The organism is Nonomuraea terrae (genome assembly GCF_044465245.1).
In the GTDB taxonomy this organism is placed as follows: Bacteria; Actinomycetota; Actinomycetes; order Streptosporangiales; family Streptosporangiaceae; genus Nonomuraea; species Nonomuraea terrae.
Genome location: NZ_JBITLL010000006.1, coordinates 512,626 through 533,446, shown reverse-complemented (window position 1 = coordinate 533,446; position 20,821 = coordinate 512,626). Strand labels below are relative to the sequence as shown.

Annotated in this window: 12 protein-coding genes; 6 read left to right on the top strand and 6 right to left on the bottom strand. The window is 71.9% G+C overall.

Annotated elements, in window-relative coordinates; translation table 11 throughout:
- Positions 1-337: 337 nt before the first annotated feature.
- Complete coding sequence (locus ACIBP6_RS31855; protein ID WP_397057541.1) at positions 338-1,318, bottom strand: hypothetical protein; 981 nt, start codon at positions 1,316-1,318, stop codon at positions 338-340.
- A gap of 322 nt (positions 1,319-1,640) precedes the next feature.
- On the opposite strand from ACIBP6_RS31855, the gene ACIBP6_RS31850 reads away from it, so the two are divergent.
- Positions 1,641-2,609 (top strand): GntR family transcriptional regulator, encoded by a 969-nt coding sequence (locus ACIBP6_RS31850; protein ID WP_397057540.1) that lies wholly within the window; start codon positions 1,641-1,643, stop codon positions 2,607-2,609.
- Positions 2,610-2,760: 151 nt separating this feature from the next.
- Here the strand turns inward: ACIBP6_RS31850 and ACIBP6_RS31845 are convergent, their stop codons facing one another.
- Positions 2,761-3,420 (bottom strand): MarR family transcriptional regulator, encoded by a 660-nt coding sequence (locus tag ACIBP6_RS31845; RefSeq protein ID WP_397057539.1) that lies wholly within the window; start codon positions 3,418-3,420, stop codon positions 2,761-2,763.
- A gap of 162 nt (positions 3,421-3,582) precedes the next feature.
- Here ACIBP6_RS31845 and ACIBP6_RS31840 point away from each other — a divergent pair, with 162 nt between their 5' ends.
- The gene (locus ACIBP6_RS31840; protein WP_397057538.1) at positions 3,583-4,782 is read left to right on the top strand and encodes a cytochrome P450; all 1,200 of its coding nucleotides are present in this window, start codon (positions 3,583-3,585) and stop codon (positions 4,780-4,782) included.
- A 42-nt stretch (positions 4,783-4,824) separates the two neighbouring features.
- Here the strand turns inward: ACIBP6_RS31840 and ACIBP6_RS31835 are convergent, their stop codons facing one another.
- Entirely contained in the window at positions 4,825-5,493 is a 669-nt protein-coding gene (locus ACIBP6_RS31835) for an alpha/beta fold hydrolase (RefSeq protein WP_397057537.1), read from the bottom strand.
- Positions 5,494-5,589: 96 nt separating this feature from the next.
- Between ACIBP6_RS31835 and ACIBP6_RS31830 the strand changes: the two genes are divergently transcribed.
- Both ACIBP6_RS31830 and ACIBP6_RS31825 read left to right on the top strand, forming a co-directional pair.
- Positions 5,590-6,558, top strand: a complete 969-nt coding sequence (locus tag ACIBP6_RS31830) for an AraC family transcriptional regulator (protein WP_397057536.1) — start codon at positions 5,590-5,592, stop codon at positions 6,556-6,558.
- Positions 6,559-6,700: 142 nt separating this feature from the next.
- Positions 6,701-7,738: a Glu/Leu/Phe/Val dehydrogenase gene (locus ACIBP6_RS31825; RefSeq protein WP_397057535.1), complete on the top strand. Its 1,038-nt coding sequence runs from the start codon at positions 6,701-6,703 to the stop codon at positions 7,736-7,738.
- 658 nt (positions 7,739-8,396) lie between these two features.
- Here ACIBP6_RS31825 and ACIBP6_RS31820 read toward each other — a convergent pair.
- The 3 genes from ACIBP6_RS31820 to ACIBP6_RS31810 form a co-directional block, all read right to left on the bottom strand.
- On the bottom strand, positions 8,397-8,864 hold the full coding sequence (locus tag ACIBP6_RS31820) for a cupin domain-containing protein (RefSeq protein WP_397057534.1): 468 nt from the start codon (positions 8,862-8,864) through the stop codon (positions 8,397-8,399).
- Positions 8,865-9,054: 190 nt separating this feature from the next.
- The gene (locus ACIBP6_RS31815) at positions 9,055-9,369 is read right to left on the bottom strand and encodes an alpha/beta fold hydrolase (RefSeq protein WP_397057533.1); all 315 of its coding nucleotides are present in this window, start codon (positions 9,367-9,369) and stop codon (positions 9,055-9,057) included.
- Positions 9,366-10,193 carry an isochorismatase family protein gene (locus tag ACIBP6_RS31810; RefSeq protein ID WP_397057532.1) on the bottom strand — a complete coding sequence of 276 codons (828 nt, stop codon included), beginning with the start codon at positions 10,191-10,193 and terminating at the stop codon, positions 9,366-9,368. The genes ACIBP6_RS31815 and ACIBP6_RS31810 overlap by 4 nt, the downstream gene beginning before the upstream one ends.
- 176 nt (positions 10,194-10,369) lie before the next feature.
- Between ACIBP6_RS31810 and ACIBP6_RS31805 the strand changes: the two genes are divergently transcribed.
- Complete coding sequence (locus tag ACIBP6_RS31805; RefSeq protein ID WP_397057531.1) at positions 10,370-14,206, top strand: amino acid adenylation domain-containing protein; 3,837 nt, start codon at positions 10,370-10,372, stop codon at positions 14,204-14,206.
- Positions 14,203-20,808 carry an SDR family NAD(P)-dependent oxidoreductase gene (locus tag ACIBP6_RS31800; protein ID WP_397057530.1) on the top strand — a complete coding sequence of 2,202 codons (6,606 nt, stop codon included), beginning with the start codon at positions 14,203-14,205 and terminating at the stop codon, positions 20,806-20,808. The genes ACIBP6_RS31805 and ACIBP6_RS31800 overlap by 4 nt, the downstream gene beginning before the upstream one ends.
- Positions 20,809-20,821 lie beyond the last annotated feature (13 nt).

The window sequence follows — 20,821 nt, the reverse complement described above, 5'->3', positions numbered from 1 at the left end:
CTCCGCATGGTCCGCCGCGCCGTCCGTCGGGGCCCAGGCGAGCATCGCACCAGTACAGGATCCCGTCCCTGTCCCGCCCGTTCCGGAAGCACCGGATGATCCCTACGACGTTCCGCCGCCCGGCGAGCGCCATGACCACCGCGAACGGCGATGACACCGGCGACCGGATGAGCTCAGGAGGGCTTCCTCCTGAGCTCATGTCCAGCTGGGTGTGACGTTCGGGGAGGTCCTCACCTGAAGCAGCGACACCACGACCGGCATCAGGATCAGCGCGCCCGCATCCGCGCGGCCATGGACAGGCTTCTGAATGACGTGGCCACCTCTTCCGACGGAAGCCTCACCGTCCCAGCCCTCGCCGCTGAAACCGGCGTCCACCGCATGGCCCTGGAGCCGGGGTGCTCGCCGCGCTGTGGTGCGGGTCCGTTCCCAGGGAGCCGGCGGGTGCCGCCGTGACGGCCAGGGCCGCCAGCAGCGCGGTCATGACGGCCGTCGCCGCGAACGCGGTCCAGGTGGCCGCGTCGGGGTGGACCAGCGACTGGCCGCGCAGCGCCTGCCAGGCGGTGACGGTGAACAGCGCGCTGTAGCCCAGGATGACGACCCCGGTGAGCTGGGCGCGTACGCGTTCGTGGCGTAGCCGGCCGATCCGGGTCGCGAGGGCGGTGAGAACCAGCACCGTGAGCACGAACACCTGGATGGAGTGCAGGCCGATGAAGTGCGGGACGCGCAGGTCGCCGCCTGTGGTGCTCCAGTTCGTGATCGGCATGCCCCCGCCGTCCGGTGCCCCGACCCCGTGTCCGCCCACCAGCGGGACCGGGCTGCCGTAGGCGTCCTCGACCGTGCGGGTCCCGGCCGACGACGTCCACCCGGTGATGAAGGACGCCAGCGCCATGCCGAGGACGGCCAGCCCGATCCCGGCGCGCAGGGCCCAGGTGAGTGCCGCATCACCGATGCGCTGGAACAGCAGCATGATGGCGACGATCAGGCTCGCCCCGAACAGCCCGAACACACCGGTGGAGAAGATCTGCTGCCCGATCCGGTTGAACGTGTCGGTGCCGGCGTTGAAGTGGCTGAAGGTGCCGCGGGCGGCCTGCACCGCGATGAAACCGACGTCGATCAGCCCGGCGACGGCGAAGACCGTTCCGACGGTCCACATCGTGCGCCGCGCCCGGCGCAGTTTCGGTATCAGCCAGGCGAGCGTCGCGCCGTACATGACGAACGACGCCCCGAACTTCAGCGGCTTGGCCCAGATCGACTGTTGCAGGAGCTCGCGACCGTCGGCGAAGAGACCGACGCTCGCGACGACGACCAGCGCGGACATGGCCGCCACCATGATCGTGAGCGGCCGATGCCACGACCGTACTAAGGCATACGAGATGGACAACCGGCTCCCCAACTGGTTCATGCGGCCTCCGTCGACCATGCCGAGGCCCCCACGCAACGCCCTCGCCAGGCTGTTGACTTCGCCCGCCGCATATATGCGTACGTCGTATCGAATATCATGCGTACATCGTATGAGCACGCCCCGCCGATCTCACGAGATCCCCGCTCATCAGGGACATAAAGTGTACTAGTGTGCTGAATAATGAACTAGTACATTGAAGGCAAGCGCGCGACTACCGTCAAGGGATGGGAAGGCACTCATGACCTCGGCCACGCAACGTCCGGATCCGCCCTACCGGCGCATCGTCGCGGAGCTCCGTACCCGGATTCTGGCCGGCGAGCTGCGGCCAGGCGATCGCGTGCCATCCATCCGGCAGATCGCCCAGCGATGGGGTGTCGCGGTCGCGACCGCGACCAAGGTTGTGGCGGCCCTGCGTGACGAGGGGCTGGTCGAGGCGAAGGTCGGCGCCGGTACGGTGGTCAGCGCGCGCGCGAGCCGAAAGGAGCGGTCGGCCGGTCCGGCTGTGCTGCCGACGGCGCGGCAGGCCGGCGTCCCCAAGGGCTCGCTGAACCGCAGGCACGTCCTGCGCACCGCCATCGCGATCGCCGACGCCGAAGGGCTCGGCGCGGTGTCCATGCGGCGGCTCGCGGCCGAGCTCGGCGCGGGCCCGATGTCGCTGTATCGGCACGTGACGGGCAAGGACGAACTGGTGACGCAGATGGCCGACGAGGTCTTCGGCGAAGCGGAGCTGCCCGTCCCGGGGCCGGAGGGGTGGCGGGCCAAGCTCGAACTGATCGCCAGCCGGCAATGGGAGCTGTCCCGGCGACACCTCTGGCTGCCCAGGGCCGTCTCGTTCACCCGCCCCTTGCTGGTGCCCAACATGATGGCCCACACCGAGTGGACCCTGCGCGCACTCGACGAGCTCGACTTGCCCATGGAGACCCGGATCCGCGAGGCGCTCACGCTGCCCGCGCTGGTCCACACCGTGGCACTGTCCATGGCGGAGGAGGCCGAAGCCGAGCAGGAGACCGGCGTGACGCTCGACGGGTGGTGGCTGCTCCAGCGCAAGCGGGCCGACGAACTCCTCAGCACTGGACAATTCCCGCTCCTGGCCATGCTCCCCGAGGAGACGGTGTCGGACCTGGACGGGATGTTCGACTACATCCTGGCACGCCATCTCGACGGGTTCGCCGTCATGCTGAGCAGGAGTGCAGCTCGTCCTCGCTGATCGGCCTGGGGTTCGTGTCTCCTCCGACGCGGCGAAGGACCCGTGCCCCGCGCGTGAGCCGGGCGGCTTCGAGCATCTCGGCCTGCAGCCAGGGCGTGCTCACCGAGCTGGTCGCCACGCCGTCAGGCAGATTCCTCACTCGGGGGACCGGTCAGGACAGGAGGTCGCGCCAGCGGTCAGCCGACTCCATCGTGTCGAGGCTGATGCGCTCCAGGAACGCCCCTCCCCCGGCCAGGCGGCGGCCCACGGGCGTGTCGAGGCCGCACTTCTCCGCCGCCTCCTTCGCGGCCGCCGCGGCCTCGAGCGACTGCCGGCAACTGGTCGCCACCGAGTGGTACCAGGTGTCGTCGTCGACCACGTAGATGTCGCGGCGCCGCTGGGGGTCGCGCTCACGCCTGACGATGCCCTGCTGGATCAGGTAGCCCACGGCCACGGAGACGGACGCCGGGCTGACCTTCAGCCTGCGCGTCAGCTCGGCCGCGGTGCGTCTGCCGTCCTCGGACAACAACAGGTCGATGAGCACGCGCGCCATCATCTTCGGCAGGCCCATCCTGACCGTCATCTCGACGACCGCGTCTTCCGGCATGCCGTCCGGCGGTCCGGCGGCGGGCGGGGGAACCGGCGTGCCGCGGCGCGCCCGCCGCTCGGTCGCCCGGTGCGCCTGCTCCGGCCGGTAGCCGCCGGGGCCGCCGTTGCGGGCGATCTCCCGGCTGATCGTCGAGGTCGGCCGGTCGAGCCGTCTGGCGATCTCGGCGTAGGAGAGCCTTTCGGCGAGACCGGCCGCGATGCGCTGACGGTCCCGCTGGGTCAACCTGCCACCTGGCATGCCGCCAGTATTGCTTTCGCCGTCATCCATTGCAACGTTTCATTGCGTTCGGACGCAGCGTCATTGCATCAATTTACGGGTACTCACCTGGGGATATGGACTTCCTGCGATTGACGATCGCTTTGAGTGCAACGTAGCGTTCACAACATGTCGAACACGTACTATCGTGATTTTCCGTCTTTCGACCGCGCACCCGCCTGCCCCTTCGACCCCGCCCCCGCGGTCACCGCGCTGCGCGCCGAGCAGCCGATCACCCGGCTGGCCGCGCCCGCGGGCGCGCCCGGGTTATGGCTGGTCACCGGCTACGGGCTGGTCCGCCGCATCCTCGCCGACCCACGCTTCAGCTCCCGCTACGAGACCCAGTACTACCCGATGGCGGGCGGGCACCTGCCGCCCGCCCCCGTCGGCGACCTGACCGGCATGGACCCGCCCCAGCACACCCGCGTCCGCAAGATGCTGACGGGCAAGTTCACCGTCCGCAGGATGAACCTGCTCACCGAACGGGTCACCGAGATCACCCGTGAACGGCTCGACGCGATGGAGCGGCTGGGGCCGCCCGCCGACCTCGTCGAGGTCTTCGCCCAGCCCGTCCCCGCCCTGATGATCTGCGAGCTGCTCGGCGTGCCGTACGCGGACCGCGACCAGTTCCAGGCCTCCACGCGAAACCTCTCGGAGGCCGGGGAGCCTGAGGCGCAGTACGCCGCATTCATCGAGCTCGGCGAGTATCTGCGGGAACTCGCGCTCGCCAAGCGTGCCAAGCCGACCGACGACCTGCTCAGCGACCTGGCCACGGGCGGCGACCTGACCGACGAGGAGCTGGGGGGCGTGGCCGCCTTCCTGCTCGGCGCCGGCCTCGACACCACAGCCAACATGCTCGCGCTCGGCACCTTCGCCCTGCTGCGCAACCCTGCGCAGCTCGCCGCTCTGCGCGACGACCCCGGCCTGGCCGACAGCGCCGTGGAGGAGCTGCTGCGCTACCTGTCCATCGCCGCCACCGGGCTGCGCGGCGTGCTGGAGGACGTCGACCTCGACGGCGTGCGGGTCAAGGCGGGCGACACGGTCATGATCGCGATCAACGCCGCCAACAGGGACCCGGCCAAGTTCTCCGAGCCCGACCTGCTCGACCTGCGCCGCTCGGCCGCCGGGCACCTGGCCTTCGGCCATGGCGTGCACCAGTGCCTGGGCCAGCAGCTCGCCCGCGTCGAGATGCGGGTCGCCCTCCCCGCGCTGCTCACCCGATTCCCCACGCTGCGGCTCGCCGTACCGCACGAAGAGGTGCAGGTGCGTACGGACCCCGCGCAGATCTACGGCATTCACCGCCTGCCCGTCACCTGGGACCAGGGATGACACGAGGACCGGGGTGACCCTCTTGGATCGCGGGCCGGCGTATCAGGCCGTGCGTACGATCTCGTCGATGAGGGCGGCCAACTGGTGCGGCTGCGACAGGAACGGGGAGTGGCCGCTGGGGATCCGGCGGATCTCGGTGGCGTGGGCCGCCATCTGCTCCTGCAGCGCGGGCGGGATGGCCTTGTCCTGCTCGGCGACGATGTAAGTGGACCGGATGTCCTGCCAGGCGGCCGCGTCGACCTTCTCCGCGAACGATCGGACGGTCTGCTCGACCAGCTTGCTCACCAACTGCTCGGCCTCGTCGTCGGGCAGTTCGCCGTAGAGCGAGTTACGCGGGTCGTCGATGAGCGGGAACAGTCCGCCCATGTCTTCGGGCTCCGGCACGCCGTGGATGTCGTACATCGACTGTCCCTTGTCCGGCATGTACGCGGCCAGGTAGATCAGCCGCTCGACGTTGCCGGCTCCGGCGGCGGCCTCGGTGACCGGGATGCCCCCGTACGAGTGGCCGACCAGCACGACCGGTCCGTCGATCGACGCCAGTTCGGCGGCCAGCACGGCGGCGTCGTCGTGCATGCCGGCGGTGGGCTGTGCGCCTGAGCTGGGCAGCGCCGGGGTACGCGTGTCGTAACCGAGGGCGTGCAACTCGGGCTTGAGCTTCGCCCAGCAGTCCGGCCCGTGCCAGGCGCCGTGGACGAGCATCACGGTAGTCATGAAAGTGCTCCAGGATTCGCATTCGTTAGATCTGCCGGATGCAACGCTAAATGGCAGGAACTGGACTGAGAATGGCCGATGGTCCAACATAGTTGCGTGAGCGTCCAAGCCGATCCCCTGCAAGACGTCCTGACTCTCGTCGGCACGACCAGCCAGCTGTCCATCGGGCTGGTCGCCGGCGGCGAGTGGGCGCTGTCGTTCCAGCCGCCGGAGGCGGTCAAGTTCAACGCGGTGCGCCGCGGCCACTGCCTGCTCACCGTCGACGGCGTGCCCGAGCCGATCAAGATGGACGAGGGCGACTGCTTCCTGCTCACCCAGCCACGGGCCTTCACCCTGGCCAGCGGTCCCGGGGTGCGGCCGATCCCGGCCGCACCGTTCTTCGCGGCGGCCAGGGGGAAGGCCCATGGCGTTGCCCGGGTCGGCACCGGCGACGACACGGTGTTCATCGGCGGCCGGTTCGACTTCGGCGAGCGGGCGCAGGAGTTGCTGCTCGACGTGCTGCCGCCGGTGATCCACGTGCCCGGCCGCACCGCCGAGGCGGCGATCGTGCGGTGGGTGCTCGATCAGATCGACGCCGAGCTGCGCGACCGGCCGCTCGCCTCGACGCTGGTCACCGAGCATCTCGCCCTGGTCATGCTGATCCACGTACTGCGCCTGCATCTGACGGTCGCCGGGCCGGGCGCGGCGACCGGCTGGCTGGCCGGGCTCACCGACCCGGTCGTGGCCCCGGCTCTGCAGGCCCTGCACGCCCGACCGGCCCACCCCTGGACGGTCGCCCAGCTCGCGGACGTCTCGGCGGTGTCGCGGTCGACGCTCGCCGCCCGGTTCAAGCAGGCCGTCGGGCGGGGCCCGCTCGAATACCTGACCGGCTGGCGGATCGAGCTGGCCATCGAGCGCCTGCGCCGCGGCGACGAGACGTTGGCGATGATCGCCCGCGAGGTCGGCTACGGCTCGGAGAGCGCGTTGAGCAACGCGTTCCGGCGGGTGACCGGCTTGTCGCCCCGCGAGTACCGGATCAGCCGGATGAGAACGGGTTCGACGTCGGTCGCTCATCTGTCCGGATAAGGCGGACAGTCACCGAACCATGTTCATCCCTGTACGGCGATTCGGGGCTGATTCCGATCGTCCGTACGATCGGCGACCTTTCGTGCGGCCGAACGTCCGATGATTGCCGGACGACACCGCTCGCACGACAGAAAGGTTCGGCATGTCCACCCTCCGCCACGAACAGGTTCTGATCCGTACGGGAGCGCACTCCGGTCTGCCGGTCATCGTCGCCGTGCATTCGACCACGCTCGGCCAGGCGGTCGGCGGGTGCCGGCTCTGGCACTACGCCGACTGGCGGGACGGCCTCGCCGACGCGTTGCGCCTGTCGGCCGCCATGACCGCCAAGTGCGCCGTGGCCGGGCTGGCGAACGGCGGCGGCAAGACCGTCGTCGCCGTGCCCCAGGGCGTCGAGCTCGACGCGGCCATGCGTCGCGCGGTGCTGGACGACGTCGCCGACACGATCGCGGCACTGGACGGGGCGTACGCGACCGGTCCGGACGTCGGCACGACGCCAGAAGACATGGCGGTCATCGGCGAACGTACCCCTCATGTCTTCTGCAAGCCCGCGCAACACGGCGGCAGCGGCGACTCCTCGCCCGCCACCGCGCTCGGCACGCTGGCGGCCCTGCGCGCGGTACACCGGCGCCTCCACGGCACGCGGACGCTCGCCGGCGCGCGCCTGTCGGTGGTGGGGCTCGGCAGCGTCGGCCTGCGGCTGGCGCGCCTGCTCGCCGACGAGGGCGCCGAGCTCCTGGTCAGCGACATCGACACCACCAAACGGGCGGCGAGCGACGAGCTCGGCGCCACCTGGGTCTCGCCCGAGCAGGCCCTCACCGCGGACGTCGACATCCTCGTCCCCGCCGCGCTCGGCGGCGTCCTCACCGAGGAGGTCGTGCCGCGTCTGCGCTGCGCCGCCATCGCCGGGCCCGCCAACAACCAGCTCTCCACCGAGGCCGCCGGCGACCTGCTGCACCGGCGCGGCATCGTCTGGGTGCCCGACTACGTCGCGAGCGCGGGCGGAGTCGTCAACGCGCTCACCATCGAGCTGCACAAGGGGACCCCTGACGAGGCCCGCGAACGCGTCGAGGCCATCGAGCACACCGTCACCGACCTCCTCGCCACGGCCGGACACCGGCACATCACCCCGGCCCAGGCCGCCACGGAACTGGCGCAGCGCCGTCTCATCGGCGCCGAGTAGACCGAGGCTCGCGACCTTGACGCCGCGGCCGGCGTACGGGAGGGACCGTACGGCGGCGGCCGTCCAACGTGCGCCCGCTCGATCCGCCCGGCGTTCTTCCCCAGGTAGAAGTTCCGGCCGTTGTGCACCTTCTTCGTCGGCAGGTCCGCAGTACTTCTTACGCGGGCCCGGGCCCGGACGGCTTGCCCTCGGCGTGCGGTCGGGCGCGGGTGATGCGCTGGAGTCAGCCTGGTCAGTTGCCACGCGCTAAATGAGCTAAAGGGTGTGTGCCCGGCGGACGCCTGCGATCATTCGAGCAGATCGGGGACCATGTCGACCGAAGGAGAGCCCTCATGAACCTGGGAGTGCCCGAACTGCTCATCCTGCTGGTAGTGGGCGTCGCGCTGATCTTCGGCGTGGTCTTCGCCGCGGTGAAGCTGGCCAACCGTAAGTAGCGGCTCCGCCCGAGCGGTCATGGCCGCCGCTTGCCGACCGTACCGTGTCCGGGGAGGACGTCCTGCGCCACGAGCACACCTCCCGGCTGCGGTCCGAGGTCCCGGCGCAGGGCAAGGCCCGCCTGGGATCGGACGGGATTCCGCGTTGTGCGAGGTCCTCAGGCCAGGGGGTGGGCCGGCTCTGGCTGGTGGGCCTGGCCGCATCCTGGACTCGATCGGCGGTTTCATCGGGGCGGGCCGACGATGATCTGGCCGTGAGCGTCGGCCGCCGCGGCCAGGACCTCCGTGGAGATCTCGAAGCCCTCGGGCCTGAGGGTGGACAGGTCGCGTCCGCCCTGGCGGAACATGTCCTCGATGCCGGCGGGCGTGGCGATCAGCAGCAGGTCGGCCCGCTCGGAGGTGATGCGGTAGCCGTGCGGGATGCTGCGGGGCAGGTAGACGATGCCGCCCTCGGACAGCTCCAGCTCCTGCTCACCGACCCAGACCAGGGCGGTGCCCTTGATCAGCATGAAGACTTCGTCTTCCCGGGTGTGCGTGTGGAACGGCGGAGCCTCCCCCTTGGGGGCGTCGAACCGTCCGACGGTGAGTTGCCCGCCGGTGGCGGCGGCGTCCAGCAGGACGGAGAAGGTGCTGCGGCCCAGCCATTCCAGCTTCTGCTGCTGTTCGGGCTGGGCCAGATACGGAACGCTCATGAGAGTTCTCCCTCAATCCAGGAAAGAGATCAGTTCCCGGGCGAATTCTTCGGGACGTTCGTCAGGAGTCCGCTGTCCTTGCGGTAATGGCCGAAGCCCGCGCGCAGGGCCTCCCGTCCGGTGTGGGAGGCCGCGATCTCCTGCGGTGGGAACGCGGCGGTGACTTGCGCCGGCCGGTTGAACCACCAGGTCAGGAAGGCGTGCTCGGTCCGGTCCAGAGTCGGTGCGGCAGGGGGCGCAGGTCCTCGGCCTGGGTGTCCTTGTCGTAGCCACCGGGGGCGCGGGTGCTGTCGCCGAGGCCGCGCAGATCGGGGGCGATGATCCGGTATCCCTGTTCGGCGAGGACCGGCATGACGTGCCGCCAGGCCCGCCAGGTCTGGGGCCGGCCGTGCAGCAGGAGCAGCGGTGCTCCCGAGCCGCCGATCACCGCGTGCAGGTCCACGCCGTCGGCCGTGACGGTGGCGTGCTCGAACCCGTCGGGAACCGGGTCGTACGGCGTGCTCATGAGGCCGGGATGAGGTCGGCGACGATGGGGATGAGCTTCTGACCGGCGGGCGAGGCCCAGTTGGCAGCCAGTTCGGTAAGGAGCATGTTGGTCGAGGCGATGCCGGCGCCGGCCTTGTCCATGCGGCGCAGCGCGATCTCGTCGGCCGACTTGCTCATGGATCCGCCGGCGTCGGCGACGACCTGCACGCGATACCCCTGCTGGAGCGCGGTCAAGGTGGGATGGACGGTGCAGACGTCGTTGGTCGCTCCGGCGATGACGAGGTTGGGGCGGCCGGCCGCCCTCACCGCGGTCGCGAACGCGGGGTCGTCCATGGCGTTGACCACGCCGACGCGCTGGATGCGGCTTTCGTATTCCTTGGAAGCGATCTCGGCGAACTCCGGCAGGAGCGGCCCCTGCGCGTGGTCCTCCAGCGAGGTGGTCAGGATCAGCGGCATGTCCAGCGCCACCGCGGCCTTGGCCAGCGCGAGCGCGTTGGCCTTGACCTCCTCCTGGTCGGCTGAGCGTATCCAGCTCATGGTGCCGAGCTGGTGATCGATGAGCAGGAGCGCCGTGTCATCGGGTGTGAACAGGGCCATGGTGGTTCCTCTCCGTAGGGTGGCATCGCCGCGGCTCAGGGCGACGCGACCGGGGAAGACCGTCAGCCGCCGGCCCGTTGAGAACGACCGGTCAACAGCGCCGACGAGGGCATGGGCCGCGTCGCCTTCCCGCTGCCGGCGCTCATCGCCCAGATGGAACGCATCGTCACCGCCGGACGTGCCGTCCACGCCCAGCAAAGCCGCGGACGACAGCAACCGCCGGGCGCCGTCCGCGCTCGCCTTCATGCACGGCGGCTCATGACAGTGACGGCCGGTGTGTGAGCACCTGCCGGCTGGACCCACATCTCCAGTGATCTGTGATCACGTGCTATGGGATCATGCGGAAGATTATGATAATGATTATCATACGCACGCAATTGTGATGGTCTTGCCTGTTTTGTGCGTCAATCTGAAGGAGACTCATGCGCGAAGCGCCGCCCTCTTCGCCTGTATCCATCGAAGACGTCACGGATCTCGTCGCCGAGGTACTCGGACTGCCGACCTCGGAGGTGGCCGCCGACACCGCGCTGACCGTCATGGGGCTGGAGTCGTTCACGGCCGTCCGGCTGCGCCGGCGGCTACGCGACCTCGGTCTGGACCTGCCGATGACGGCTTTCCTCGGAGCCGCGACGGTCCGGACCGTCGCGGCGGGCGTACCCGACCCCACACCCGCCGCCGGAGAAGAGGGTTTTCCGCTCACACCGCTGCAGACCGCCTACTGGATCGGCAGGGATCCGGCGTTCCCGCTGGGCGGCGTCGCGACGTTCTACTACCGGGAGTACGACCGGGAAACCGGTCCCGACAGTCCGGAAGCCGACCTGGCGCGGCTGGCGGAGGCATGGGACCGGCTGGTGCGGCGCCATCCCATGCTGCGGATGATCGTCGATCGGCAGGGCCGGCAGCACATCCTGCCTGAGGTCGACCCGTACGAGATCACCGTCGAGGACCTGCGGGACGCCGCCCCTGACGAGGCACAGGAGCGGGCCCGCCAGTTGCGGTACGCATGCTCCCACCAGGTGCGTCCCACCGACAAGTGGCCACTTTTCGATATACGGGCGGCTTTCCTTCCGAACGGCCGCACCCGGATCTTCTTCGGAACCGACATCCTTGCCCTGGACATGACGGGCTGGATGCAAATCGTGTCCGAATGGGGGCGGCTCGTCGCCGATCCGGACACCGTGTTGCCCCCTGTCCCGGCGACCTTCGCGGAGGTCGTCCGCCGCCGGCAGGCCGATCCAGAGCAGGCGCGGCGCCGGGAGCGCGACCTGGAGTACTGGAGGGAACGGGCGCCCTCGCTGCCACCCGGGCCGCGCCTGCCCTTGGCGCAGGATCCGGCCCAGGTGCGCGCCCACCGATTCACCCGCAGTCATGCCGAGCTGGACAGCGCGGAGTGGCGGGCGCTGAAGGAGCAGGCGGCCCGGCGCGGACTGAGCCCGACGGGCGTGCTGCTTGCCGCCTTCGGGCTGGTGCTGGCCCGTTGGGGCGCCGACGAGGCGTTCTGCCTGAACACCACGCTGTTCGACCGCCCCGACGATCCCGAGCTGACGCAGGTGGTCGGCGACTTCACCACCACGATGCTCGTCGAGCTTCCCCAGCCCGACCTGGTGCGCCGGAACGGATTCGAGGACTTCGCGGCCCAGGTCAACCGCCGCTTCTGGACCGACCTGGAGCACCGTTCCGTCTCGGGCATCGAGGTGCTGCGCGAGGCCGCGACACCCGCCGGCCTCACCCCCACGCATCCGGTGGTCTTCACCAGTGGGATCGGCCTGGCGCCGGAGCGCTCCCCCACGGGGTGGCTGGGCGAGGAGGTCTTCGGTGTCTCCCAGACCCCTCAGGTGGCCCTCGACCACATCGTCCACGACGAGGACGACAGGCTGCGCATCTGCTGGGACGCCGTCGACGGGCTGTTCCCCGACGGGTTCGTGGACGGCATGCGGGACGCGCATCACCTGCTGCTGCGCAGGCTGGCCACCGACCCCGGTGCCTGGCACGATCCCGGGCTCGGCTGGGATCCGTCGTTCCTCGCCGACGAACCGCTGCACGGCCGCACGGACGTGGGGCCGCTCCTGACCGATCCGCTGCGCGCCGCGGCCCGCGCCATGCCTGACAGGCAAGCCTTGCTGGCCACGGGTGGCGGCCTCACCCACGGCGAACTGGCAGAACGTACGGAACGGATCGGCTCCGCGCTGGCCGCCCTGGGCGCCGGCCCCGGCGATCTCGTCGCGGTCGCCTTCCCGCAGAGCGTCGATCAGGTGGTCGCCCTGCTCGGCGTCTGCGCGAGCGGCGCGGGATACGTGCCGGTCGAACCGTCGTGGCCGGAGAGCCGCATCGCCTCCGTCTGCGAGCAGGCCGGCATCCGCCACGCGGTCGTACCGGGTGAGGGCGGGCCCGCCTGGCCCGGCACGGTGAACGTGCACCGGCTGCCTGACCTGGAGAAGAAGGAGCGGACGGGAGCCGCCCGCAGGCCCGGCGCGGACGACCTCGCCTATGTGATCTTCACGTCCGGGTCGACCGGGCGGCCCAAGGGCGTGGCTATCGAGCATCGCGCGGCGCGCACGACGATCGACGCGATGATCGACCGGTTTCCTGTCGGTCCTGAAGACCGCGTCCTGGCGCTGTCGGCCTTCAGCTTCGACCTGTCCGTCCACGACTTCTTCGGGATGATGGGCGCCGGCGCCGCGCTCGTCCTGCCCGACCTCGCCCGCCAGCGCGACCCCGGCCACTGGCTCGACCTCATGGAACGTCACCGGGTGACAGTGTGGAACACCGCCCCGGCGCTGATGGAGATGCTCGTCGAGTACGCCGAGATCGACCAGGACCGGGCCCGCGGGGCGCTCGCCTCTCTCCGGCTCGTCCTGCTGTCGGGTGACTGGATCCCGGTCACGCTGCCCGATCGCATCCGTGCCATGGCGCCGGAGGCCCAGGTGATCAGCCTCGGCGGCGCCACGGAGGCGTCGATCTGGTCGATCTGCTACCCGATCGGCGAGGTGTCGCCCTCCTGGACGAGCATCCCGTACGGCCGGGCGCTGCCCGGTCAGAGCTTCCTCATCCTCGACGGCCAGGGGCGCCCGTGCCCGGTGGGACGGCCCGGCGAGCTGCACATCGGCGGCGACGGGCTGGCCCGCGGTTACATCGGCGACGAACCCCAGACGACGACGCGTTTCGTCACCGATCCGATCCTGCGCCGGCGCCTGTACCGCACGGGTGACCTGGGACGCTGGCGCTACGACGGCACCATCGAGTTCATGGGCCGCATGGACCGGCAGGTCAAGGTCCGCGGGCATCGGATCGAGCTCGGCGAGGTGGAGTCAGCGCTGCGCCGTGTGCCGGGCGTCCAGCACGCGGTGGCGCTGTCGGTGACCGGCCCGGACGACCGGCCTCGGCTGGTGGCGTACGTGGTCGCGGACGACCCCGGACGGCCGCCCGCCGACGAGGAGCTCGTCGCCCGACTGCGCGAGCGCCTGCCCGACTACATGGTGCCGAGCCGGTTCGTGCTCATGGACGGGTTCCCCATCACCGACAACGGCAAGATCGACTACAAGGCACTGCCGAACCCCTACCAACGGCAGGTGGCCGCTCCGCCCGCGCCCGTGCCGAAGCCCGATCCGGCGGCTCCTCAGGCGGACCTCGCCGCGTTGATCCGGGAGGCGGTCGAGGACGGCCTGGAGATCACTCTGAGGATCGCCGCGGGGGCGCTGCCACCGGCCCGCGCCATGGCCACGGCCGGTGGCTGGGCCGAACGTCTGCGCGCGGCGGGCGGTGGCCTGACGCTCGGCGAGCGCCTCGCCGCCGACGGCGCCCTCATCGAGCTGCCGGTGCTGCCCGCGCCTGAGGCGATCCCGGCCGGCAGGGCGGGCATGGCGGAGCCCGACGCCGAGGCCGGGCCCGCGTCACCGGGCACGGCACGGCCCGACGCCGAGGTCGAGCGGGTGGTGAGCCGGGTGCTGAGCGAGCTGGTCGACGGCGTTGACCTTGATCCGACTGTGCCGTTCTTCCGGCTCGGGGCCACGTCACTGACCCTGGTCCGCGCCCACGTGAGGCTGACCGAGCTGCTCGATCCGCGGCTGACCGTCGTGGACCTGTTCAACCACCCCACGATCCGGCAGCTCGCCCTGCACATCACCGAACGCCGCGCGGAAAGCCCGCCATCGGCACCGCCCGTGCCGGCGGATGCCGAGGCCGCAAGCGTGGACACCACCGCCCGACGGGCTCAGTCCAGGCGCCTGGCACGGCTCAAGGCCGAGGAGACCACCCGATGAACCCCCATGACGACCTGGTCGCCGTAACGGGCCTGGCCTGCCGTTTCCCCGGCGCGCCGGACGCCGACGCGCTGTGGCGGCTGCTGGTCGAAGAGCGCGAAGGGCTGACCCGGCTCACCGACGAGGAGCTGGCCACGCGCGGGGTGCCCGGCAGACTGCGCCGCGACCCCGCGTACGTGCCGGTGGCCGGGCTGATCGACGGGCAGGACCTGTTCGACCCCGCGCCGTTCGGTCTCACCGACGCGGAGGCCGCGCTGATGGATCCGCAGCAGCGGCTCTTCCTGGAGATCTGCTGGCGGGCGCTGGAGCAGGCCGGGCACGGCGGCGGCCGGAGCGCCGGAGCGGTGGGGGTGTTCGCCGGAGCGGCGCAGAGCGCATACCTGGCCGCGAATCTGACCGGACGCTGGGATCCCACCGGCGGCGGCGCCGATCCCGGCGGCAGCCTCCAGACGGCCATCTCCACGCAGACCGATTACCTGCCCGCGCAGGTGGCCTACCGGCTGGACCTGACCGGCCCGGCGGTCTCGGTCAACACCGCCTGCTCGACGTCGCTGGTCGCGGTGCACTTCGCCGTGCAGTCGCTGCTGTCGGGTGAGTGCGACACGGCGCTGGCGGGCGGCGCCTCCATGATCGTGCCGCAGGGCCGGGGATACCTGTCCACCCCCGACGGCATCTACTCTGAGGACGGCAAGGTGCGCCCGTTCTCCGCCCATGGCACCGGAATCGTCTACACCCAGGGCGTCGGCGCGGTCGTGCTGCGGCGGCTGCGCGACGCGCTGGACGACGGCGACCCGGTTCTCGCCGTGGTGCACGGATCGGCCGTCAACAACGACGGATCGGACAAGACCGGGCTGACCGCGCCGTCGGTGCGCGGGCAGGCCCGCGCCGTCGCGGAGGCTCTGGCGGTCGCCGGGGTGGATCCCCGGCAGGTCGGCTACGTCGAGGCGCACGGCACCGGCACCCGGCTGGGCGACCCGATCGAGGTCGCCGCGCTGCGGCAGGTGTTCGGGGACGCCGGCCCGGCCTGGTGCGGGCTGGGCTCGGTGAAGAGCAACCTCGGCCACACCAACTCCGCGGCCGGGATCGCGTCGTTCATCAAGACGGTGCTGGCGGTCCGGCATGGCACGCTGCCCGCCTCGCTGCACGCGGAGCCCGTCAACGAGCTGCTGGGGCTGGCGGGGTCGCCCTTCCAGGTGGTGAGCCGTACGCGCCGCTGGGACGGTCCGGAGCTCGCCGGGGTCAGCTCGTTCGGCATCGGCGGCACCAACGCCCACGTCGTCGTGGGGCCCGCACCCGAGCGGCCCGCGCCACCCGCCGATGGCCGGCCGCACCCCGTGGTGCTGTCGGCGCACACCCCCGAGGCCCTGGAGCGGACCGTGGCCGATCTGGCCGGTTGGGCCGAGAGCGCTCCGTCCGTGCCGGTGGCGGACCTGGCGTACACGCTGCAGCAGGGCCGTCGCCACCAGGCCCATCGGGTCAGCGTCATCGCCGAGGACGGGAATCTCGCGGCGGCCCTGCGCGATGCGGCACCGGTCGCCGCGCCGGGCGTGCCGCCGAAACTCGTGTTCGCCTTTCCCGGTGGCGGCAGCGCCCGCGCGGGCATGGGCGCCACCCTGTACGACGCCGAGCCGGCGTTCGCCGCGTGCGTGGACGAATGCGCCGAGCTGTTCCACGCCCACCTGGGGCGTGACATCCGCGCGGTCGTCCGTGGCGAGGAGGACGGCGTCCGCGGGCCGGTGCCGGGGCTGCCGGCCCTGTTCTCGGTCTCGCTGGCCACAGCGCGGCTGCTGGACACCTGGAGTGTGCGCCCCGACGTGGTCCTCGGGCACAGTCTCGGCGAGTACACCGCGGCCGTGGTCGCCGGAGCGTTGCCGCTGCCGGACGCGGTACGGCTCGTCGCCGTCCGTTCCCTGGCCATGGCCGAAGCCGCCGGCGACGGCGCCATGCTCTCCGTGCCGTTCGGCGAGGACGAGACCCGCGAGCTGCTGCGCGAGCATCCCGACATCGACCTGGCGGCGCTGAACGCTCCGGGAACGTGCGTGGTCTCCGGCCCCGAGCCGGCCGTGGCGGCGCTGGAGAAGACGCTGACGGACGCCGGCTACGAGCCGGCCCGGCTGCGGTTCGACGGAGCGGCGCACTCGCGGCTCGTCGAACCGGCCCTGCCCCGGCTGGAGGCCGCCGCTGCGGGGCTGATCACGGCGACCCCCGCGGTGCCCGTGGTCAGCACGCTGACAGGGGAAGGGGTGACCACCGAGCTGGGCACCGCCGGCCACTGGGTGCGCCAGCTTCGTGAGCCGGTGCGGTTCTCCCAGGCGCTGCGCACGGCCATGGACACGGGCGAGGGGGCGCCGGTGGTGCTCCTCCATGTCGGACCCGGCGGGACACTGGCGGCCCTGACCCGAGCCCACCGCCTGCCCGAGCTGCGGGCCGCGCTGACCACTCTCGCGACCGACCCGGACGACAGCGATCTGGCGGCCCTTCGCGAGACGGCCGGTCGGCTGTGGACGCACGGCGTGGAGCCCGGCTTCGCGGCGATGCACCACCGGCGCCGCCGGGTCGCGCTGCCTGGCCAGGCGTTCCAGCGGCGGCGGTTGTGGATCGAGCCGCCCGCGCAGCCCACACGATCCGTCACCGCGGCGCAGGAGCCCGACGAGGACGAGCCGCTGCAGATTCCGGTCTGGACGCAGGTCGCCCCGCTGGATCCGGCGGCCGGGCTGGAAGGCCGGTGGGCGGTGGCCGGTGACGACGAGGACGCGGTCGCCACGGTGGTCGCGTCGTTGTCGGCGGCCGGTGCCGAGGCGGTCCCCGCGGCCCGCGCGGACGAGCATCCCGACACCGAATGGACAGGCGTGGTGATCCTGGCCGGCCGGTGGGAGGCCCGCGGCCCCAATCCGGAAGCGATGACCGACGGCGTGCCGGCGCACGCCCCCCACGCCGACCCCCACACGGTGACCGCAAGCGTGCCGGCGCACGCCCCCCACGCCGACCCCGACACGGTGACCGAAGGCGTGCTGGCGCATGCCCGGCTGGCCGAGAGGTTCTTCACCGGCGAGCGGTCCGCCGAGGTGCTTCTCCAGGTCACGCGGGGAGCCCAACGGGTGACCGGCGCCGAACGGCCCGATCCCGCCGCCGCGGCGCTGCACGCGCTGCCCAGGGTCATCGCCCAGGAGCAGCCGGGCGTGCGCTGGCGGGTGCTGGACGTGGACGAGCGTACCGACCTGGCCGAGGCGGTGTCCGCCGAGCTGGCCGACCTCCTCGCCACCGGGACCTCCGGAGCCGAACCCGCCCTGCGCGGCGCGGACCGCTGGGTGCGGGGAATCGCCCCGTGGCGGCCCGTACGCGCCGCGGAGACGGGCACCGCCGGGACGGCGCTGATCATCGGCGGGCTCGGCGACGTCGGCCTCACCACCGCCGCCCATCTCGCCCGCAAGGGGATGCGCGTGGTGGTCACCTCCCGGAGCGAGCGGCCCGCCGCCGCTCCGGAACGCGCCGCGTCGCTGCGCAGGCTCGCCGAGGAGGAACTGCCCATCGAGGTCAGGCGGCTGGACGCCGCCGACGCCGAGGGCACCGCCGCGCTCCTCGCGGAGCTGTCGGCCGAAGGGCCGATCGACCTGGTCGTGCACGCGGCCGGGGTTGTGGCGACCGCCGACCTGCGTCCGCTGCGCGCGACCGGACCCGGCCAGGTCGCCGGGCACGTGCACGCCAAGATCGTGGGGGCGCTCGCGTTGCGCGAGGCGGTCGAGCGGCTGCCGGTCGAGCACAGGCCCCGCGACGTGGTGCTGATGTCCTCGGCGGGCACCCTCGTCGGCGGCATCGGCATGGGGCCGTACTGCGCGGCCAACCGCTACCTGGACGCCCTCGCCGAAACCGAACCCGGAGCCGCAGCCGGAGCCGCAGCCGGAGCGCGAGCCGGAGCCACCCGATGGGTCAGCGTGGTGTGGGACGCGTGGAAGGTCGGCCCCGCCGGGACCGAGCGGACGGTGCGGCTGGCGTTCGCGCTCGGGGCGCAGACCGGGATGGCGGCGCTGGACCGCGTCCTGGCCCGCCGCCGCACCCGGCCGCCCGTGGTCGCCGTGTCCACCACCGACCTGCGCGAACGCGTCACCCAGGCCGCCTACACCCCGCCCTTGCGGCAGACCGTCGGTCCCGGGCAGGAGACCACGCTCACGCCCGCCGAGCAGGCGGTGGCCGGCCTGTGGACGGAGCTGCTGGGCGTGCCGGTGACCTCGGCGGACGCCGACTTCTTCGCCCTCGGCGGGCACTCCCTGCTGGCCACCCGCATTCTCGCCCTGCTGCGCGAATCCCACGGGGTGCAGCTGCGCCTGCGGGATCTGATCGCCAACCCCACGGTCGGGGCGCTCGCCAGGCTGCTGACCGGCCGCGAGCCGGCCCGGCCCACCGAGGCCGAGGTCACGACGCGACACGACGATCCCGACGGCACGTTCCCCATGACCCGCGTCCAGCACGCCTACTGGGTGGGCCGTGAGGGTGGCTACGCGCTGGGCGACATCGCCTGCCAGTTCTACCTGGAGTACGACTGCCCCGACCTGGACCTGGACCGGTACGAGAGGGCCTGGCGACAGGTGATCGCCAGGCACCCGATGTTGCGCGCGATCGTCACCCGCCAGGGACGCCTCAAGGTGCTCGACCACGTGCCTCCGTACCGGATCCGGGTGCACGACCTGAGCGGAGCCGATGAGGTGGTCGCGGCCGACCGGCTGGCCCGGCTGCGGGAGCGGATCTCCCGTGATCCCGGCCCGTCCGACCGCTGGCCGCTGGTGCAGATCCAGGCGGCCCGGCTGCCAGGGGGACGGATCCGGCTGTCCATCGGCGTGGACGTGCTGATCTGCGACGCCGGCAGCTACTGGATCATCGACCAGGAGGTCCGCCATTACTACGAGCGTCCCGGCGCCCCGCTGCCCGAGCCCGCCGTCGACTTCGCCGCCTGCGTGCACGCATTGGAGCAGGCCAGGCAGGGCGACGAATGGCGGCGCGCCGCCGGCTACTGGCGGGCGCGGCTGGACACGCTGCCCGGCCCTCCGCCACTGCCCGTCACCGTTCCCGACGGTGCTCCACGTTTCGTTCGCCGCACCGCGCGGCTGACGGCCGGACAGTGGGACGCGCTCAAGCGGGAGGCGGCCCGGCGCAGGCTCACCCCGGCCGCCGTCCTGCTGACCGCCTATGCGGAGACGCTGGCGACGTGGTCGGGAGGTGAGCACTTCGCGCTCACGCTCACCCTGTTCGACCGCCCGCCGATCCACGCCGACGTCGAGAAGGTCGTCGGGGACTTCACCTCGCTGCTCCTGCACGAGGTGGACCGCCGCGAGCCCGGCACGTTCGCCGAGCACGTGGAGCGGGCGCAGCACCGGCTCTTCTCCGACCTCGACCACCGCGCCTACTCGGCGCTGGACCTCCTCGCCGAACGCGCCTCCGGGCAGGGACGCGCCGAGTCCGTGCCCGTGGTGTTCACCAGCGCTCTGGGCCTGGAGGACCTCGTCGGCGGCCGGCCCGACCTGCAGTGGGTGGGCGAACAGGTCCACGCCCTCAGCCAGACCCCTCAGACGTGGCTGGACCACCAGGTGCTGGTGCAGCGCGACGAGCTGCTGCTGCAGTGGGACGCCGTCGCCGGGCTGCTGCCCGACGCCGAGGTGGACGAGATGTTCGCCGGGTACGCGGCCCGGGTGCGCCGCCTGGCCACCGAGCCCTCGGCCTGGGACGAGCCCGCCACCGTGTCCGACGGCCACGACGACGTCCTCGTGCCGATGCGGGAGGGAACGGGCGAGCAGACACTGTTCCTCATCCACCCGTCCGGCGGCGACGTCCTGTGTTACGCCGAGCTCTCGCGGCTGCTGGACGAGCGCTTCACGATCGTCGCGCTGACCGACCCCGGCCTGGCCGGCGCGTCCGCCCCGGACGACCTGCCGGGCCTGGCCCGCCGCTACGGGGAGGCGATCCGGCGGCACCGCCCGCACGGCCCCTATCTGCTCGGCGGGTGGTCGATGGGCGGCAGCCTCGGCCAGGAGGTGGCCTGTCAGCTCCATGAGGACGGCGCCGCCGTCGGGCTGCTGCTGATGTTCGACTCCAACGACCCGACCTACATCACGCCGCTGCCCGGCGACGAAATGGCCGAGGCGACCGTGCGGCAGCTGGGCGCGTTCGAGGCGTACCTCGGGCTCGACCTGGGCGTCGGCACGCGGGAGGGCCGTGAGGCGCTGCTCGCGATGCCGGCCGAGCAGCGGTGGGAGACGGTCGCGGCGCGGCTGCGGGAGCACCGGCTGCTGGGCCGCGGCGAGGACCCGCGGGAACGGGTCACCGTCTTCGCCCGCCACCTGCGCGGCCTGGGCGCCCACACGCCCCGGCGGCTGGCGGACGCCACCGCCACCACCGTGCTGGTCCGGGCCGAACGGCGGGCCGTGCGCAACTCCGGCGTGGGCATGGGCGTGGACGACACCCCGCCGGACCTGCCGGACCTGGGCTGGGGCCGCCACCTGGCAGGTCCGCTGGAGATCCATGGGCTGGACACCGACCACTACGGCCTGCTGCGCCCACCCGCCGTCACCCGGCTCGCCGAGTTGATCAACCGGGTCCTCGCCCGGTACTGACCCGAACCGCACA

Bases quoted from the DNA above. Each gene is read 5' to 3' on its own strand.
- ACIBP6_RS31855 (WP_397057541.1), bottom strand. From the start codon at position 1,318: ATGTCCGCGCTGGTCGTCGTCGCGAGCGTCGGTCTCTTCGCCGACGGT.
- ACIBP6_RS31850 (WP_397057540.1), top strand. From the start codon at position 1,641: ATGACCTCGGCCACGCAACGTCCGGATCCGCCCTACCGGCGCATCGTC.
- ACIBP6_RS31840 (WP_397057538.1), top strand. From the start codon at position 3,583: ATGTCGAACACGTACTATCGTGATTTTCCGTCTTTCGACCGCGCACCC.
- ACIBP6_RS31835 (WP_397057537.1), bottom strand. From the start codon at position 5,493: ATGACTACCGTGATGCTCGTCCACGGCGCCTGGCACGGGCCGGACTGC.
- ACIBP6_RS31825 (WP_397057535.1), top strand. From the start codon at position 6,701: ATGTCCACCCTCCGCCACGAACAGGTTCTGATCCGTACGGGAGCGCAC.
- ACIBP6_RS31820 (WP_397057534.1), bottom strand. From the start codon at position 8,864: ATGAGCGTTCCGTATCTGGCCCAGCCCGAACAGCAGCAGAAGCTGGAA.
- ACIBP6_RS31815 (WP_397057533.1), bottom strand. From the start codon at position 9,369: ATGAGCACGCCGTACGACCCGGTTCCCGACGGGTTCGAGCACGCCACC.
- ACIBP6_RS31810 (WP_397057532.1), bottom strand. From the start codon at position 10,193: ATGAAGGCGAGCGCGGACGGCGCCCGGCGGTTGCTGTCGTCCGCGGCT.
- ACIBP6_RS31805 (WP_397057531.1), top strand. From the start codon at position 10,370: ATGCGCGAAGCGCCGCCCTCTTCGCCTGTATCCATCGAAGACGTCACG.
- ACIBP6_RS31800 (WP_397057530.1), top strand. From the start codon at position 14,203: ATGAACCCCCATGACGACCTGGTCGCCGTAACGGGCCTGGCCTGCCGT.